The organism is Flavobacterium crassostreae, from assembly GCF_001831475.1.
In the GTDB taxonomy this organism is placed as follows: Bacteria; Bacteroidota; Bacteroidia; order Flavobacteriales; family Flavobacteriaceae; genus Flavobacterium; species Flavobacterium crassostreae.
The window spans coordinates 696,364-712,855 of sequence record NZ_CP017688.1; the positions used below are offsets into that span (position 1 = coordinate 696,364).

Annotated in this window: 17 protein-coding genes; 8 read left to right on the forward strand and 9 right to left on the reverse strand. The window is 37.7% G+C overall.

Annotated features, from left to right (window positions below; translation table 11 throughout):
* Positions 1–9: 9 nt before the first annotated feature.
* The 3 genes from LB076_RS03115 to hemA are packed head-to-tail and all read right to left on the reverse strand — an operon-like array spanning position 10 to position 2,936.
* The gene (locus LB076_RS03115) at positions 10–702 is read right to left on the reverse strand and encodes a uroporphyrinogen-III synthase (RefSeq protein WP_066335075.1); all 693 of its coding nucleotides are present in this window, start codon (positions 700–702) and stop codon (positions 10–12) included.
* The gene (gene hemC, locus LB076_RS03120) at positions 702–1,628 is read right to left on the reverse strand and encodes a hydroxymethylbilane synthase (RefSeq protein WP_066335079.1); all 927 of its coding nucleotides are present in this window, start codon (positions 1,626–1,628) and stop codon (positions 702–704) included. The genes LB076_RS03115 and hemC overlap by 1 nt, the downstream gene beginning before the upstream one ends.
* 51 nt (positions 1,629–1,679) lie before the next feature.
* Complete coding sequence (gene hemA, locus LB076_RS03125; RefSeq protein WP_066335082.1) at positions 1,680–2,936, reverse strand: glutamyl-tRNA reductase; 1,257 nt, start codon at positions 2,934–2,936, stop codon at positions 1,680–1,682.
* Between the two features lie 228 nt (positions 2,937–3,164).
* Here hemA and LB076_RS03130 point away from each other — a divergent pair, with 228 nt between their 5' ends.
* From LB076_RS03130 to LB076_RS03155, 6 genes are all read left to right on the forward strand, one after another.
* Positions 3,165–4,034, forward strand: coding sequence for an AraC family transcriptional regulator (locus tag LB076_RS03130; RefSeq protein WP_066335085.1), 870 nt, complete (start codon positions 3,165–3,167; stop codon positions 4,032–4,034).
* A 114-nt stretch (positions 4,035–4,148) separates the two neighbouring features.
* Positions 4,149–5,168 carry a ferrochelatase gene (gene hemH / locus LB076_RS03135; RefSeq protein ID WP_066335087.1) on the forward strand — a complete coding sequence of 340 codons (1,020 nt, stop codon included), beginning with the start codon at positions 4,149–4,151 and terminating at the stop codon, positions 5,166–5,168.
* Between the two features lie 8 nt (positions 5,169–5,176).
* Positions 5,177–5,731: a CopD family protein gene (locus tag LB076_RS03140; RefSeq protein WP_066335090.1), complete on the forward strand. Its 555-nt coding sequence runs from the start codon at positions 5,177–5,179 to the stop codon at positions 5,729–5,731.
* 60 nt (positions 5,732–5,791) lie between these two features.
* Entirely contained in the window at positions 5,792–7,207 is a 1,416-nt protein-coding gene (locus LB076_RS03145) for an ATP-binding protein (protein ID WP_078055292.1), read from the forward strand.
* Positions 7,208–7,218: 11 nt separating this feature from the next.
* Positions 7,219–8,001: an enoyl-CoA hydratase/isomerase family protein gene (locus LB076_RS03150; protein WP_066335096.1), complete on the forward strand. Its 783-nt coding sequence runs from the start codon at positions 7,219–7,221 to the stop codon at positions 7,999–8,001.
* A gap of 167 nt (positions 8,002–8,168) precedes the next feature.
* Positions 8,169–8,570, forward strand: a complete 402-nt coding sequence (locus LB076_RS03155; RefSeq protein WP_066335150.1) for a hypothetical protein — start codon at positions 8,169–8,171, stop codon at positions 8,568–8,570.
* 11 nt (positions 8,571–8,581) lie between these two features.
* Here the strand turns inward: LB076_RS03155 and LB076_RS03160 are convergent, their stop codons facing one another.
* The 3 genes from LB076_RS03160 to LB076_RS03170 all read right to left on the reverse strand — a co-directional run bounded on the left by LB076_RS03160 (position 8,582) and on the right by LB076_RS03170 (position 11,064).
* Positions 8,582–9,235: an HD domain-containing protein gene (locus tag LB076_RS03160; protein ID WP_066335101.1), complete on the reverse strand. Its 654-nt coding sequence runs from the start codon at positions 9,233–9,235 to the stop codon at positions 8,582–8,584.
* A gap of 91 nt (positions 9,236–9,326) precedes the next feature.
* Positions 9,327–10,319: an acyl-ACP desaturase gene (locus tag LB076_RS03165; protein WP_066335105.1), complete on the reverse strand. Its 993-nt coding sequence runs from the start codon at positions 10,317–10,319 to the stop codon at positions 9,327–9,329.
* Positions 10,320–10,329: 10 nt separating this feature from the next.
* Positions 10,330–11,064, reverse strand: coding sequence for a lysophospholipid acyltransferase family protein (locus LB076_RS03170; protein WP_066335109.1), 735 nt, complete (start codon positions 11,062–11,064; stop codon positions 10,330–10,332).
* A 124-nt stretch (positions 11,065–11,188) separates the two neighbouring features.
* On the opposite strand from LB076_RS03170, the gene rnpA reads away from it, so the two are divergent.
* Both rnpA and LB076_RS03180 read left to right on the forward strand, forming a co-directional pair.
* Positions 11,189–11,572 carry a ribonuclease P protein component gene (rnpA, locus tag LB076_RS03175; protein WP_066335115.1) on the forward strand — a complete coding sequence of 128 codons (384 nt, stop codon included), beginning with the start codon at positions 11,189–11,191 and terminating at the stop codon, positions 11,570–11,572.
* Between the two features lie 231 nt (positions 11,573–11,803).
* A complete protein-coding gene (locus tag LB076_RS03180) occupies positions 11,804–13,438 on the forward strand; it encodes a S41 family peptidase (protein ID WP_066335121.1) in 1,635 nt (544 codons plus the stop codon).
* Between the two features lie 39 nt (positions 13,439–13,477).
* Here LB076_RS03180 and LB076_RS03185 read toward each other — a convergent pair whose 3' ends face one another.
* From LB076_RS03185 to LB076_RS03195, 3 genes are read right to left on the reverse strand one after another with little or no spacing between them, the layout of a single operon-like run.
* Entirely contained in the window at positions 13,478–13,924 is a 447-nt protein-coding gene (locus tag LB076_RS03185; protein WP_066335123.1) for a GNAT family N-acetyltransferase, read from the reverse strand.
* Between the two features lie 48 nt (positions 13,925–13,972).
* On the reverse strand, positions 13,973–14,950 hold the full coding sequence (locus LB076_RS03190; protein WP_066335125.1) for a DUF4837 family protein: 978 nt from the start codon (positions 14,948–14,950) through the stop codon (positions 13,973–13,975).
* Between the two features lie 45 nt (positions 14,951–14,995).
* Positions 14,996–16,486 (reverse strand): LysM peptidoglycan-binding domain-containing protein, encoded by a 1,491-nt coding sequence (locus tag LB076_RS03195; RefSeq protein ID WP_066335128.1) that lies wholly within the window; start codon positions 16,484–16,486, stop codon positions 14,996–14,998.
* Positions 16,487–16,492 lie beyond the last annotated feature (6 nt).

Consider the following 16,492-nt stretch of genomic DNA (forward strand, 5'->3'; position numbering starts at 1 on the left):
TTTGTTTTTCTAATTACCTTCTTCGGGCATTGGTGCATAATGCTGAATTACTTCAAAAACTACGTCTTCAATGGTCGGTATTTCAGGAATTACACTATTTTTAATTTTATGCGCCTCCAATGCGGCAGCGGTAGTGCTGCCAATACAAAAGCAACGTTCTTTTTTTATTTTATTATTGGTCAAATAACTCTCCACAGCAGATGGACTGAAGAACATAATTGCGTCAAAATTTTCTTGATCCGAAATTTTAAAAGGCGCCAAGGTGGTTTGGTACACTTCTATTTCGTTAAAGATAATTCCAGCCTTTTTTAAAGACTCTGGAAGGGTTTCTCTACGCAAATTGCCGCTAAAAAAGGTGTAACTTTCTTGGTTATAAATTAGGGTGATGATTTCGGCCAGTTCTGAGGCGTAATCCAAGTAGACTAGAACCGTAAAACCATTTGCCTCTAATAATTCTTTGGTTTTAATTCCTACACAAAAAACCGGTTTTGCCTTTAAGGCTTCCCAACCGTTTTGTTCCATCAAACTCAAAACTGCATTTTGGCTGCTAAATATCAGATTGTTATTGATTTTATCTAGCTCAAAAAGGGTGTTTTTAATTTCGATAAAATCTTGTTCTAAAAGATCCAAATTAGCATCAATAAATACTTGTCTTAGTTCGTCTGACAATGTTTTGGTGGATAAAATACTTATTTGGCTCATTATTTTTTCAAATTATTTTTGATTTCGGTCATTAATTTTGTTCCTCCGTTATTCAGAATTTCTTGAGCCGAGTAGAATCCTAATTTTTTCCATTCTTGGATAGGAACCTTTTTGTCTACTTCAATTTTTTCTTTTCCGTCAAGCGAAAATAACACCCCTTGAAAATGGATGGTATCTTCTTGTTCGTTATATCGTGCCAATGCGCCAATTGGTGCCGTGCAACCTCCTTCTAGGGTTTTAAGAAATTGTCGCTCTATGTAGGTTACAATTTCGGTTTCTATATCATTTAATTGGGACAAAGCATCCAAGGTAAAAGCATCGTTTTGCATGGCTACCACAAGCATTGCACCTTGGGCTGGAGCAGGAATCATCCAATCTAAATTAATATAATTTTCTGGTTTTAGGTCAATACGCTCTAATCCTGCAGCTGCAAAAACAGCTCCATTCCAGTTGCCTTCTTGGAGTTTTTTCATGCGCAAATTTACATTTCCGCGTAGATCCACTACGTGGTGTGTTGGATATTTATTAAGCCATTGTGCTTGGCGGCGCAAACTACCTGTAGCAATTGTTCCGGCGGCGTCAAGAAAATCTAAATTTCCTTTGTGTACTAAAATATCCAGAGTGCTGGCTCTTTCCAGAACGGCAGCTTGCACAATTCCTTGAGGAAGAGCTGTAGGAACGTCTTTCATAGAATGTACTGCAATATCTACATCGCCATGGATCATGGCAACATCTAGTGTTTTTGTAAATATTCCGGTGATGCCTAATTCATAAAGTGGCTTGTCCAAAATTACATCTCCCGTTGATTTTACCGCTACAATTTTGGTTTTGTACCCTAAATTATTTAACTTTTTTTCTACGGTGTGGGCTTGCCAGAGTGCGAGTTCGCTATCTCGAGTCCCTATTCTTATTGTCTTTTCTGCCATGTATTTTTTTTAACCATTCTAGAATTGCTATTCTTTGGTGCTTTTGGAGTCTTATTTGGCAGTAATGCCTATTTTAAAAACCTTTTCAATCCACTCAATACTTTCGTCTACCATAGTATTGTCATCTTTTAAGTGATTTGCAAATTGGGTGGTTATTTTTTGAATGATTCGTGCGCTTATAATCTCTGCTTGCTCCTCATTGAAGTCTGTTATTTTTTTGCTTTGAAAGTTCAATTCTGAGTTTTTGATGGCATTAAGCTTTTCTTTCAAGGCGTGTATAGTAGGAGCAAACTTACGTCCTTTGGTCCAGAGATTAAACTCCTCTTTTATTTCTTCGATAATGGCTTCGGCGGCAGGAATGTGGTTTTTTCTGTTCTCTAGGGTTTCATCTGTGAGTTGAGACAAATAATCCATGTGTACTAGGCTCACTCCATCTAGAGACTCTACATCTGCATTTACGTTTTTAGGAATGGATAAATCTAAAATCAGTAGCGGCTTTTTGAGGTTTAAAATGGCTTTATCAACAGTAGGGTTTTGGGCGCCAGTAGCAACTACCACCACATCTGCTTTTTGCAATTCTAAATGTAGCTCAGAGTAGTCTTTTACTATTAAATTTAACTTTCCGGCTAATTTTTCTGCCTTGTCTTTGGTTCGGTTAATAAGTGTTATGTGCTCATTTTTGGTGTGTTTTACCAAGTTTTCGCAGGTATTTCGGCCTATTTTACCCGTACCAAATAACAAAATGTTTTTGTTACCAATATCTTCTACATTTTTTATAATGTATTGTACTGCTGCAAAAGATACCGAGGTTGCTCCTGAGCTAATTTCGGTGTCGTTTTTTATTTTTTTACTGGCCTGTATAACGGCATTTACTAAGCGTTCTATAAAATTGTTAGCCAGACCCATTGCTTTAGACTGGGTAAAACTGGAGCGGATTTGGGATATAATTTCAAAATCTCCTAAAATTTGGCTATCCAGACCCGTCCCTACTCTAAATATATGGCTGATTGCCTCTTGGTTTTTGTAGACAAAACCTACTTTTTGAAATTCTTCAACGCTACCATTGCTATTCTCGCAGATTAATTTTATGAGTTGAAAAGGGTGTTCTGCAAATCCATAAATTTCGGTACGGTTGCAGGTAGACGAAACGATTAAGCTTTCAATTCCTTCGGATTTTGCTTGTTCTAGTAAACGTGTTTTTGCCAAAGTATCCAAACTAAATTTGCCTCGCATCTCGGCGTCTGCCTTTTTATAGCTTAGTCCTACAGAGTAAAAATAGTGGTGCTTTGATTGGTTGCTGTTTTCCATATAAATACTTTTCAAGAAAGTGCTACAAAATTATCACTATAGTATTTATAAAAGTAACGCTGTAAGTTCTTTTTGTAACGCTGTGTGATTTTTTGTTTCTAAAGGGCTTATTATAGTCAAAAAACGCTATTTTTGTACTAAAATCAACTTGTAAGACGGTTTTTATTTAGAGTGATTCTAAATAAAACAAAGCCAGACAGAGCTTCTGTTTAACAAAAAAATATCGCTATGGGTTCTCAAGAAATTATGCAAATAGAGGATGACTTTACCTTAATTCGGTTTCAAAATGATAGTCCCGAAACCTTTAAAGCCCAGCGCGAGGTAAGCAGCGGTTTGATTCAGTTTCATTTTGGTCTAAAAGGAAGCGCAAAGTTTGTTTTCAACCAAGGCCATTATGTATTAGACCTTAAAGAAGAACATTCCTTGCTGCTCTACAATCCGCAAAAAGAGTTGCCTCTAAATTTAGAATTAGCTCCTAACTCTTGGGTTATATCTATGATTATATCTATCAAAAAATTTCATGCCTTGTTTTCTGCCGAAGCCGATTATATCCCGTTTTTGAGTGGCGAGAACAAGGACAAAAAATACTACAACGAAGGAAACATCAGCCCTTCAATGGCCATTGTTTTAAGCCAATTGTTTCATTATAACCTGCATCCGTCTATAAAAAACCTATACAACAGAGGCAAAGGTTACGAATTGTTAAGCCTATATTTCAACCGGACCGAAGACCCCAATGCAGAACAATGCCCTTTTTTGACCGATGAAGATAATGTTATCAAAATACGAAAAGCCAAAGAAATCATTGTAAACAATATGGCAGAGCCTCCCGGTTTGCAAGAATTAGCAGATCAGGTAGGTTTAAATTTAAAGAAATTAAAAATGGGTTTCAAACAAATTTATGGCGATACCGTTTATGGGTTTTTGTTTGATTATAAAATGGATTTTGCCCGAAAACTCTTAGACAGTGGTTCTTATAATGTAAACGAAGTGGGATTAAAAATAGGTTACAGCACCGGAAGTCATTTTATCGCTGCATTTAAAAAGAAATTTGCCACCACTCCCAAAAAATATTTAATGTCCATCAATAACAACTAATCAAAAGGAGGTTCTTTTGCCTTTGGAGCAGAACTCCAACAACAAATAAATAAAAGTTAATCCCAACCTATAAAAAAGTAAGATTTAGTACTTTTACCAATTAAAAAAAACAACATGAAAGGCGTATTATTAGTAAACCTTGGCTCTCCTGAAAGCCCTACCCCAAAAGATGTAAAACCGTATTTAGACGAATTTTTGATGGACAAATACGTCATCGACGTTCCGTATTTACTAAGAGCATTGCTCGTTAGAGGTATTATACTACAAACCAGACCCAAAAAATCTGCTGCTGCATACGCAAAAATATGGTGGGACGAAGGATCGCCGCTTGTAGTGATTTCTAAAAGAATGCACCAAAAAGTACAAAAACAAGTAGAACTGCCTGTTGCTCTTGCTATGCGCTACGGCAATCCATCGATACTCTCAGGCCTACAAGAACTTAGAGACAAAGGCGTTACGGAAGTATTGCTCTTTCCGTTGTATCCACAACATGCTATGGCCTCTACTACTACTATATTAGTACTGGCCGAAGAGTTGCGTAAAAAACATTTTCCGGAGATGCAGCTAACCACCGTTCCAGCATTTTATAACAAACCGGACTATTTGAAAAATCTAGCTGATTCTATGCAAAAGCATTTAGAAGGTTTTGATTACGACCATTTATTGTTTTCTTACCACGGAATTCCAGAGCGTCACATCCGAAAGACCGATATAACCAAATCCCATTGCAAAATTGATGGTTCTTGTTGCAACACGCCATCGCCGGCGCATGAATTTTGTTACCGCCATCAATGTTACGAAACCACCAAACAAGTCGTAAAATTATTAGGAATTCCAGAAGGGAAATACAGCCAAACCTTCCAATCTCGTTTAGCGGGTGACAAATGGTTAACGCCTTATACGGATGTAGAGGTAAACAAAATGCCCGAAAAAGGAATTAAAAAACTAGCCGTAGTCACTCCTGCATTTGTATCCGATTGTTTAGAAACCCTCGAAGAAATTGCCATGGAAGCAAACCACGAATTTAAGGCACATGGTGGCGAAGAATTTTTAGCAATCCCTTGCTTGAATGATGACCAGCAATGGTGCAACACGGTAAGCAAATGGATTAACGACTGGGCTTATGCCAAATAACCAAACCAATGGCCTATTATAACTACCTAAAATCCTTACACCTCATCTTTGTCATTACGTGGTTTGCAGGATTGTTCTATATTGTAAGACTGTTTGTATACCAAATTGAAGCGGCTCAAAAACCCACGCCCGAAAAAGAAATTTTGCAAAAACAATACCAAATAATGGCCTATCGGTTATGGTATATCATTACGTGGCCCTCGGCAATTTTGGCGAGTATTTTTGCTTTTTGGATGTTGTTTTTTACCGACTTGGGCAAATCTTGGCTACAAATGCCTTGGATGCATGTAAAACTTGGCTTTGTTTTTGTGTTGTATTTGTATCATGCCAAATGCCAACAAATATTTCAGCAATTACAACAAAACCAGGTTAAATACACCACCAATTTTATGCGTTTGTGGAATGAAGGTGCTACTATAATATTGTTTTCTGTGGTTTTTTTGGTAGTTTTAAAAAATGCTTTTAATTGGATTTACGGCGTAATTGGAATCTTTTTGTTTTCGGTAACAATTATGCTCGGCTTTAAATTTTACAAAAAAATAAGAGACAAAAACGCCTCCTAAACTATGCTAAAAGGTTTTAGATTATCCATGCTCTCGTTACGCATCCGAATTTTTCTTTCGATGATTGTATTGATAATCCTTGCCTCAGTATTGCTAGCCTCTATCTCCATTATCCAATTTAAGGCCGAAGCCAAAGAGTACCACCAAGAACGATTGGAACGCAAAGAAAATGCTGTCAAAGAGCACATAAATTATGTGCTCTCCACCACCACTTACCCTTTGAATACCGAAAATCTGGACTTGATTTTTAAGGACAAAATACACGAACTGGCACACATCCACAACATTGAGATAAACATCTACAACCTAGAGGGACAGCTATTGAAATCTTCTAAAGAATCTTTTTCTGTAGATAAAATTGCACCTCCAATACCAAAATACATCCTAAAACTGGTGCGTTCCTCTATAGAAAAACGCTACGTAGACATCAAAACCGTAAATGGTGTAAAAAACCGTTCCTCGTATACGCAGATCAAAGACGAAAAATTCAAACCGTTAGGGGTTTTAAACTTGCCCTATCTGGAAGACGATGGCTATTATGACAAAGAATTAAACAACTTTCTGATCCGATTAGGCCAAGTATATTCGTTTATGCTACTTGTTGCTTTTGCCATAGCGTATTTTCTTTCTTCGTATATAACCAAGTCTTTAAAAACCATTTCGGACCGTTTGAATGAAACCAGTTTTAACCAAAAAAACAAAAAGATTTTATTGGAAGCCAGCAGCAAAGAAATTAATTTATTGATTGCCGCCTACAACAGAATGGTAGACGAATTAGAAATTAGCGCCATTAAATTAGCCCAAAGTGAACGCGAAGAAGCTTGGCGCGAAATGGCTAAACAAGTGGCACACGAGATAAAAAACCCGCTGACCCCCATGCGATTGACTGTACAGAGTTTTCAACGACGGTTCCGACCAGAAGACCCTAACATACTTCAAAAAATGAAGGATTATTCTGAAACTTTGATTCAGCAAATAGACACCATGAATGCGGTAGCTTCGGCCTTTTCTAATTTTGCTTCGATGCCAGCACAACAAAACGAAACCTTAAATGTAGTGGAAGTGGTCGAATTGACTTTGGATATTTTTAATGAAGAAAACATTGTTTTTGAGAAAGAATCTCCAGAGATTATTTCTAAAATAGACCGTACCCAACTTATCCGTATTGTGACCAATTTAGTCAAAAACGCCATTCAATCCATACCCGAACAACAACCAAACAAAACTGTCTTTGTAACGGTCAAAAGACAGCTAGACAACGTACTGATTTCTGTTGCAGATCCAGGCGTTGGGATCAAGCCCGAAGACACAAACCGCATATTTGAACCTAAATTTACCACCAAAAATAGTGGCATGGGGCTCGGATTAGGAATCATAAAAAACATCATCGAAAACTACAAAGGCACCATCCGTTTTGAAACAGAATTTGGAAAAGGAACCAAGTTTACCGTTTCTCTTCCAATAACAAACACCTAAACAAACCAATTATGACTTACAAAAATATCCTGATAACCACCGATAATAAAGTAACCACCATTACGATCCATCGCCCTAGTAAATTGAATGCCCTAAATATGGCTACCATTGAAGAGTTACATCAGGCCTTTGCGCAGGTCAGTCAAGACAAACAAACCCAAGTAATTGTGCTCACTGGCAGCGGAGACAAAGCCTTTGTAGCAGGTGCAGATATTGCAGAATTTGCTGGTTTTTCGGTGCAAGAAGGTATCCAACTGGCTGCCCACGGACAAGAATCTTTATTTAATTTTATCGAAAATTTAAACCTTCCGGTAATTGCTGCCATAAATGGATTTGCATTGGGAGGCGGATTGGAGTTAGCTATGGCCTGCCACATTAGAGTGGCCTCCGAAAACGCAAAAATGGGATTACCAGAGGTTTCGTTAGGAGTTATTCCGGGTTATGGAGGTACGCAACGTTTGCCACAACTAATTGGCAAAGGACGCGCTTTAGAAATGATTATGACCGCCTCGATGGTTAGTGCCAAGGAGGCACACCGAACTGGTTTAGTAAATCACGTGGTGGCTCCAACAGAGCTTTTAGCTTTTTGCAACGGCATGGCTCAAAAAATTGTACCCAACTCTCCTGTAGCCATTGGCATGGCCATTGATGCTGTAAACGCCAATTTTAAAGAAGGCGAAAATGGTTTTGAAACAGAAATAAAAGCTTTTGGAAAGTGTTTTGGAACAGACGATTTTAAAGAAGGTACTACTGCATTTCTCGAAAAAAGAAAGGCGGTTTTCTCTGGAAAATGAGCTGCCAAACTATAAAAAAACCCCCGATTCAAAGCAATTAAAACACCAAATCTGTGGTTTTCTATTTATATAAATAAAGTTTTTATAGAATACAATCTACTTTTGCGATACAAAAGCTAATTTTGCAAACCCTCTTTGGGGAGAAAATCAAATTTAAAATCCAAACCATGTCCTACGAGCCAGTATTTGCCCTTTTTTGGGAAAGCGTAAAGCAAAGCATACAAAACGGAACCTATGCTAAATTAACTTTGGCCAAGACCATAGGAGACACCGAATTAAAAAACATCTACATCAGACCCGTTTTATTGGACGAAGGCGGCTACACATTGTCTGTAATAGCGCGTTATAAAACTGAAGAGGTAGAAAGTTTTCATTCTTTAGACCAAGCCTATGCAGTATTGTTTCCTTATATGAACAATCCGTTTTTGACTGCTTTGTTATTCACTACCGAAAACGACATTACCTTTAAATTAAATAAAAAAAGAGTAGGAACCATCCTGGAGCAAGCACCTACTTTCAAGAGTGCCTCTGATGCTATTATAGAAATGAAAGAAAAAGGAATTATTTAATGCTGTAATCCCTATTTCTCTCCATCCCACTCAGCATAGAATTGAGCCAAAAAACCTTCCATATAGCGGTGTCTTTGGGCGGCAATAGCTTTTCCAGAAGGGGTATTCATTTGGTCTTTTAGTAGCAATAGTTTTTCGTAAAAATGATTTAGCGTAGGGGCCGTACTCTTTTTATACTCCTCCGCATTCATTGTGGTGTTTGGCGCAATATTAGGATCGTATAAGGCTCTGTTTTTAAATCCGCCATAATGGAACGTTCGGGCAATCCCTATAGCTCCTAAGGCGTCTAAACGGTCTGCATCTTGAACAATATCTAATTCTATAGACGTGAAGCTCTTTTGAAAATTTCCGCCTTTAAAGGAGGTGTTTTCTATAATTTTAATCACGTGATCCACCACCTTTGGATCGGTATTTTGTGCTTCCAGAAATGTTCTGGCTATTTTGGGCCCCACGGTTTCATCTCCATCCTGAAATTTGCTGTCCGCAATATCATGCAGCAAGGCTCCTAGTTGCACTACAACCAGTTGGCAGGCGGTGTCTTGGGCTAGCAACAAACTATTTTTGTAGACTCTTTCAGTATGGTTCCAGTCATGGCCACCTTCGGCATGTTGCAATTTTTCTTTTACAAAAGAAATCGTTTTGCTAATTATATCGGTGTTATTCATTTTCTTATATTTAAAAAAATGCTGATCTACAAGGATTTACCCTCATGAATCAACATTTTTTAAGCGATCTATCTAAATTCTTTATTTGGAATTATATTCTGGCTGGTTCTACCCATTTAAAGATATGGGACTCTTGAGGAATTACAATTCTGTCTGAAATTCGGGCCATTCTAGCCGGGAGTTTCATCAAGTAATCTCGTGCTTTTTCGGCCTCGTCAGTCAATCCAGTAATTTTATCAATTTCCCATTTGTCTATTAATTTTTGCATGATATCAACATAATCATGCGCCGTGTACACGCCTATACGCTGTGCTGAATCTGAAAATTGTTCAAAAGCAGTGCTTATTTTTTGGCCAGACTCTCTCAAAAAATGTGCTGGCATGACAATTTTTTGTTTCATCATGTATTGAAAAGCAAGCATCATTTCGCTAGGATCTACCTGAAAAATTCTATTCACAAATTCGCTGTAGGCATGATGGTGACGCATTTCGTCTCCTGCAATCATTCGACACATTTTGGACAATTTGTTATCGCCGTATTTTTTGGCCATTTGCGCTACTCTATTGTGAGATACATAGGTGGCCAATTCTTGAAAACTGGTATAAACAAAGTTTTTGTACGGATCCGAACCGGTACCAATATCAAAACCATCATTGATTAAATGTTGGGTAGTAATTTCGATCTCGCGCATGTTCACGCGTCCGGACAGATACAAATATTTATTGAGCAGATCGCCATGGCGGTTTTCTTCTCCGGTCCATTGTCTAATCCACTTGGACCAACCGTTGCCTTTGCCTTCTACTTGATCAATACCCTCTACATCCATTAACCACGATTCATAGGTCGGTAATGCCTCTTCGGTGATGGTATCTCCTACTAGAGTAACCCAAAAATCGTAGGGCAAATCTTTGGCAATTTCGCGCAGTTCTTTTACTTCTTCAAAAAAGTTTTCTCCTTCTGAATTTGGCAAAAAATCAGATGGTTGCCAGATTTTTTCTACGGGTATTAAATATTGATCTACAAAAGTATCTACATTTTTTTCTAAAAATTGCATTACTTCTAATCGAATGTTTTTTATAGACATTGTATATAGTTTAAATTTTTATTCCTTTTACTACTGCGTTTTCGGCCTTTTCTACCAACTCCTCAAAAGAAAACGCACTTACCTTTAATGGATGGTGTATGGCAAAGGTAAGGCGATTTCCTAAACCAACAGGAAAAAAACCAAATTTTACCATTTTCCAAGAATTATTAATACTCACCGGAACCACATAGGCAGACGGAGCATATTTACACAATATTTTTAATCCGCTTTGCGCAAAAGGCTTTGGATGGCCGGTTTTGCTACGGGTCCCTTCCGGGAAAATCACCGCAGAACGACGGTTTTTTTCAATATATTGCGACAATCCTTTTATTGCAGGTATCGCTTGTTTGGGATCTTTGCGATCAATTAGTACCGACCCGCCGTGGGTTAAATTATACGAAACACTTGGAATACCGGATCCCAACTCTTTTTTACTAACAAATTTACAATGAAAACGTCTTAAATACCAGATCATTGCCACAATATCATACATGCTTTGGTGGTTGCAAACAAAAATTATAGGCACGCCTTTTGGAATGTTCTCTATGCCTTCAAAGTGGTATCTAGTCCCTATTAAGTTGGTGCATTTTACCAAAAAAAAATTCAGATAATCCACACTTTTTTTGTGCGCCTGATAACCAAACACATTAAAACAAACCCACTGAATGGGATGGAACACCACTAATGTAAGCCCAAAAAGTAAGTAATAAATTACGGATATTGGGTAGGAAAGAAGTTTTTGCATGCTTAAAAAATTAACCACAAAAGTACTAAATATATTTTTTAGTGCTATTTAATTCCTAAACAATAATAGGTTTGGCGTTTAATTGTACCTTTGTGACCTACAAATTAGTGCCTTTTTTATAAAAATGAATTTCAGCTATCCTAAACAAGAAAAATTAAAAAGTAAAAACACCATTGATTTACTCTTTTCAGAAGGCAAATCCGTGTCCAAATATCCGTTGCGTTTGGTTTACTATTCTGGAGACACCACCGAGGATTTAAAAATAAAAATGGGAGTTTCGGTTTCTAAAAAACACTTCAAGAAAGCCGTAGACAGAAACCGCTATAAACGCATCCTCAGAGAAACCTACCGCCTAAATAAGCATCTATTGGTGGACGCACTAGACAAACCCCATGCCTTTATGTTGTTTTATCAAACCAAAGAAAAATGGACCTATGATGCCATCCATACCAAAACCATACAGCTCTTTGAAAAGTTTGTAGCCCAAACTACAAAAAAAGAAGACTAGCATCCCTATTTTTTGTATTTTTAGCCTATAAATCCGATCCATCACGGAGTTCTAAATTTGTCTTTAGTAGTATTTTTTTTGCTTGATGCAAAAAAGATAGCGCTACGTATTACAAATTCTATAGTTTCTCCAAGGGATATATATTGGTACTAGTTTTAGATTGGCATGTAGCATCATCTTAACTAGCACGGCCGGATTTAGTATAAAATTTAAGACCAAAAAAACAAAACAATGCATTCTTACTTTAAAAAAAAATACCTTATCCCTATTGCTGCTTCGGCATTTTTGATAGTTGGCACGAGCTTCAAAAATGATTTTTTTGAAATTGCCAAGCAAATAGAAATTTTTACTACTCTGTTTAAAGAACTCAACACCAATTATGTAGACCAAACCAATCCGGGAGAACTGATGGACAAAGCCATTAAAGGCATGCTCTCTAGTTTGGATCCATACACGGTTTATTTTAATGAGCAAGACGTACTCAAATTTAAAATTAACAATACCGGCGAATACACCGGAATAGGTGCTATCATTAATCGCAAAGAGGGAACTATTATTATCCGAGAAGTATTTAAAGGTTTTCCGGCTGATAAAGCAGGTATCCAACCAGGAGACGAAATAACCAAAATAAATGACGTGCTATTGTCGGATTTTAAAGCCGATGCTTCGGAATTGTTAAAAGGAGGCAAAAACACCAAAATTGCCATTACCTATACCCGACAAGGCAAAACCAATACCACCGAGATTATTCTGGATGAAGTAGAGGTAAAATCGGTGCCTTTTTTTGCAAAAATTGATGCTACAACGGGATATATCGCAATCGAACATTTTAACAAAAAAGCATCCAACGAAACTAGAGCTGCTCTAGAAGCTTTAAAAAAACAAGGTGCCGAAAGAATTGTTTTAGACCTTCGTGGCAATCCTGGCGGTTTATTAAATGAAGCCGTTGCTATTTGCAACCTCTTTGTAGCCAAGGATGAAATTATTGTTACCACAAAATCCAAAATTGAGAAACACAACAACACCTACAAAACAACCTTTGATCCTGTAGACACACAAATTCCATTGGTAATCCTGATTGATGCCCGAAGCGCCTCTGCATCAGAAATTGTTTCTGGAGCCTTGCAGGATCTAGATCGAGCGGTGGTTATAGGTGGCAGGAGCTACGGAAAAGGATTGGTACAAAAACCCATTAACCTGACCTATGACACCCAACTAAAAGTTACTATATCTAGATACTACACGCCTTCAGGCCGATGCATCCAAGCCTTAGACTATACCCATAAAGACAAAAATGGCGCTGCTATTAGAACCGAAGAAAAAAACTACAATGCCTTTAAAACTCGTAACGGAAGAACCGTTTATGATGGCGGTGGCATTCTGCCAGACATTCTATTAGAAGATCCTGGTAGCAAAGCCATTTTGGATGCGCTCCAAAAAAACGATGGCATATTTAATTACGCTACCCAATACTATCATAAACACCCGAATTTAGGCAGCAAAATACCCAATATTACTGCAACGGATTACCAAGATTTTAAGCAATTTTTAAAATCCGGAAAATACGCTTTTGATACCCAAACCATAGTGGCCTTAAAAAACACATTGGAGGTTGCCAAAAAAGAAAAGATAGATGCAACCATTAAATTAGAATACGACCAACTATTGCAAAGTATAGAAAAAAGTCAAGAAACTTTGTTGGACAAAAATCAAGAAAAAATTAAAAGCGTACTGGTCGAGGAAATTCTTAAAAGATACCAATACCAAGAAGGGCTTTACCACTATTATTTGGAGCATAGTCCCGAGATTCAAAAAGCAGTAACCCTTTTGAAGGATCCCCAAGCTTACGCTAAAATTTTGAAGTAAAAAAAGACTCCCGATATGTTTTAGAGCTATACCAAACCCCTAATCTTTTGTCATTTGAAGATGGGGTATGCCATCTTCTAGATACATCGCACTAGTTGGCACAAATCCATGACTTTCGTAAAATTTTTGCAAATACTGCTGTGCTCCTATGGTGATTTTGGTAGTTTTAAAATGCGTGGCAATACCCGCAATGGCGTGACGCATTAATTCTTGCCCCCATTTTCTATCCCTAAAATTGGAGGCTACCACTACCCTACCTATAGAGGCATTTGGATAACTAATCCCTGCTTCTAAAAGACGGGCGTGCGCTACAATAGCGCCTTTGTAAGTTGCAAATAAATGCAAAGCCAACTTATCTTTGGAGTCTATATCTAGATAAACACAGTTTTGTTCTACCACAAATACTTGACTACGGAGTTGTAATAAATCATATAATTCATTTACCGTAAGTGCCTCAAAAGGCTTTGTTTGCCATTGTAATGCCATCGCTATTGTTTTTTTGAGTGGGTTATAAAATCCAAAAATACCCTTTAATTATTTATCCATAACCTGTACCGATTTTATGATGGCTTCGAGCTCGTGCATAAGATCTCTTTTTTCTTTAGACGGAGAGTAACAAAACCCTTCTAAAATCCAGGCACTATTGTTTTTGGGGTCCATCAACGCATACGTAATAAAAGGTCCAGACATAAAATCATTCTTTAAAACCCAAGTGCCTTTCATCTCGTAGGCCAATTTTCCATCCAGTTGTATCTTAAAAAAATAGGGCGCATAGGCTTCTTCGGTGATCATGGCCGTATCGGGCTCTTTGCCATGGATGTATAAGTTGCCAATAGAATCTCGGGCTTTAATAAGAGATGCTACGAGATTTTCTTTGCTAATATTTGATGACAGAGGTATTTTATAGAGCAACAAACTACTGTTACCGCTTACAATTTCTTTTTTGAACCAAATAAAATTAGTTTGCTCTAATACGCACTGGTAGTTTTCTGGAATTTGAATTTTGAGTTGAAATTTATTCTTTGCTTTTTTGGCATTCGATAAAGAGTTCCGAATCAAAAGTTGGCTTTCTTTAATTTCGGTCGCTTTGATGGTTTGAATAATTTCGGGGGCTTTATTTTCAATTATTTTTATAATAGCAGCGGTAGATTTGCCCGAAATACAAAAGATGTTTTTGGCCTTGGCATGGGTGTCTTTCTTTATATAAAAATGGTTTTGCGCATCTCTTTTTATCAATATAATATTGCGGCTGTCTGCTATAAAGCCTTCCATCAATTTTACTGGATATTGGTTGATGGTAAATAGCGGCTCCTCTTGAGGCAAGCCAATTACTGGCGAAGCAAATTTATTACGGATGCTGTCTCCCACTTCGCCATTCCAGAGTTGGTCTTCAATGAGTATCGAAATGGTATTGATTGGATTGGTTGCTTGGGTACTATTCTTGGCATTTTCTTTTTGACAAGAATAAAACAACAAGGCCAACAAAACAACTAAAAAGGGAGAATGGATCATTTGGAACAGTTTATAAACAAAACCCTTTGGTGCAAAACATTGGTTTTATCTCTTGATTCGTAGTTTCATACCGGGCTTTATAGCTTCACCGCGAATACCGTTCCATTTTTTTAAATCTACGATAGAAACTCCAGAATATTTTTTGGCAATACTATACAAAGAGTCGCCTTTTTTAACCGAATAGCTTTTGTTAGCTGCTACACTAGCTCGTTGGGACACTCTTAATTTGCGTCCAGCAGTAATGGTATTGGTTCTTAGAGCATTCCATTTTTTTAAATTAGCAACGCTAACGTGGTATTTTCGGGCTATTGCACCTAGATTATCTCCAGAGCGTATGGTATGGTATCTAGCGGCCAGATTGCGGCTTTGTCGATCTATTGTGGGGGTTGCTTTGGCTACTTGGGAGCGGGGTTGTTCTTTTAGCTTTTCTTGGTGATTCGCATAGGCATAAATTTTTTCTTCGTTAGATACAAAAACGGCTATTTTTGATTTTGGTAATCTCAAATAGTGGTCGTCTTGCTCGTAAACCGGAATAACTTCTAGTTTGTAAGACGGATTCAGTGCCTGCAATTGGGGTACCGAAACGTCTAACAAATTAGAAATTTGTTGGAACGATAGCTGTTGTCTAATTCTTACGGTATCGGTGGCAAAATGGGGTATTATGGCCTCTTCTGGCACAATGCCGTGTTCTTTATGGTATTCATAAAGATACATGGTAGCCAAAAAAGCAGGAACATATCCTTGGGTTTCTTTGGGTAGTTTTTTGCGGATATTCCAATAATTTTGTTTTCCACCAGATCTTCGGATGGCCTTAGAGACGTTTCCGGGGCCAGAGTTATACGATGCCAAAACCAACTCCCAATCTCCAAAAATGCCATGCATTCTAGACATATATTTGGCCGCAGCTGCGGTGGCTTTTAGTGGATCACTGCGCTCGTCTATGTAGGAGTCAATGTGTAAATCGTACTGTTTTCCGGTTTGGTACATAAATTGCCAAAGGCCAGTTGCTCCCATTCTGGAGACTGCTTTTGGATTCAAGGCCGATTCTACAATGGCGAGGTATTTTATCTCTAATGGAACATTTTCTTTGGCAAAGGCTGCTTCAAAAATGGGAAAATAATATTGGGAAAGCCCCATCAATTTACCAAAAGATTTTTTGCGGTATTTTAAATAGGCTTTGATGATGTTCTCTAAACTTGGATGGTATTCTATCCTAAAAGGAGATTTTGCATTCATGGCCTTCAGCCTAGATTTTAAGACACTTGTGGGCAGGTCATAGGCTACTTTTTTATCAAAATCAATGTTTTGAATATCTGCGGTAAGCTCCTCAAATAAATCCAGATTGTTTAGCTCGGTCATCCATAGGCTATCTACGCATAGGGCTATTTCATCTTTTACAAAAGTGCTTTTTATAGAATCTAGGTACGAGAGAGAACTAGCGTGCTTAAATATATCTTTTGGAACTGTTCGTTGTTGTGAGAATACAGGAGCCGAAATAAGCAATAATAAGGCACAAGTGGTATTTTTTAAAAACATAATTTT

Coding starts and splice junctions, on each gene's coding strand:
- LB076_RS03115 (WP_066335075.1), bottom strand. CDS start 702: ATGAGCCAAATAAGTATTTTATCCACCAAAACATTGTCAGACGAACTA.
- hemC (WP_066335079.1), bottom strand. CDS start 1,628: ATGGCAGAAAAGACAATAAGAATAGGGACTCGAGATAGCGAACTCGCA.
- hemA (WP_066335082.1), bottom strand. CDS start 2,936: ATGGAAAACAGCAACCAATCAAAGCACCACTATTTTTACTCTGTAGGA.
- LB076_RS03130 (WP_066335085.1), top strand. CDS start 3,165: ATGGGTTCTCAAGAAATTATGCAAATAGAGGATGACTTTACCTTAATT.
- hemH (WP_066335087.1), top strand. CDS start 4,149: ATGAAAGGCGTATTATTAGTAAACCTTGGCTCTCCTGAAAGCCCTACC.
- LB076_RS03140 (WP_066335090.1), top strand. CDS start 5,177: ATGGCCTATTATAACTACCTAAAATCCTTACACCTCATCTTTGTCATT.
- LB076_RS03145 (WP_078055292.1), top strand. CDS start 5,792: ATGATTGTATTGATAATCCTTGCCTCAGTATTGCTAGCCTCTATCTCC.
- LB076_RS03150 (WP_066335096.1), top strand. CDS start 7,219: ATGACTTACAAAAATATCCTGATAACCACCGATAATAAAGTAACCACC.
- LB076_RS03155 (WP_066335150.1), top strand. CDS start 8,169: ATGTCCTACGAGCCAGTATTTGCCCTTTTTTGGGAAAGCGTAAAGCAA.
- LB076_RS03160 (WP_066335101.1), bottom strand. CDS start 9,235: ATGAATAACACCGATATAATTAGCAAAACGATTTCTTTTGTAAAAGAA.
- LB076_RS03165 (WP_066335105.1), bottom strand. CDS start 10,319: ATGTCTATAAAAAACATTCGATTAGAAGTAATGCAATTTTTAGAAAAA.
- LB076_RS03170 (WP_066335109.1), bottom strand. CDS start 11,064: ATGCAAAAACTTCTTTCCTACCCAATATCCGTAATTTATTACTTACTT.
- rnpA (WP_066335115.1), top strand. CDS start 11,189: ATGAATTTCAGCTATCCTAAACAAGAAAAATTAAAAAGTAAAAACACC.
- LB076_RS03180 (WP_066335121.1), top strand. CDS start 11,804: ATGCATTCTTACTTTAAAAAAAAATACCTTATCCCTATTGCTGCTTCG.
- LB076_RS03185 (WP_066335123.1), bottom strand. CDS start 13,924: ATGGCATTACAATGGCAAACAAAGCCTTTTGAGGCACTTACGGTAAAT.
- LB076_RS03190 (WP_066335125.1), bottom strand. CDS start 14,950: ATGATCCATTCTCCCTTTTTAGTTGTTTTGTTGGCCTTGTTGTTTTAT.
- LB076_RS03195 (WP_066335128.1), bottom strand. CDS start 16,486: ATGTTTTTAAAAAATACCACTTGTGCCTTATTATTGCTTATTTCGGCT.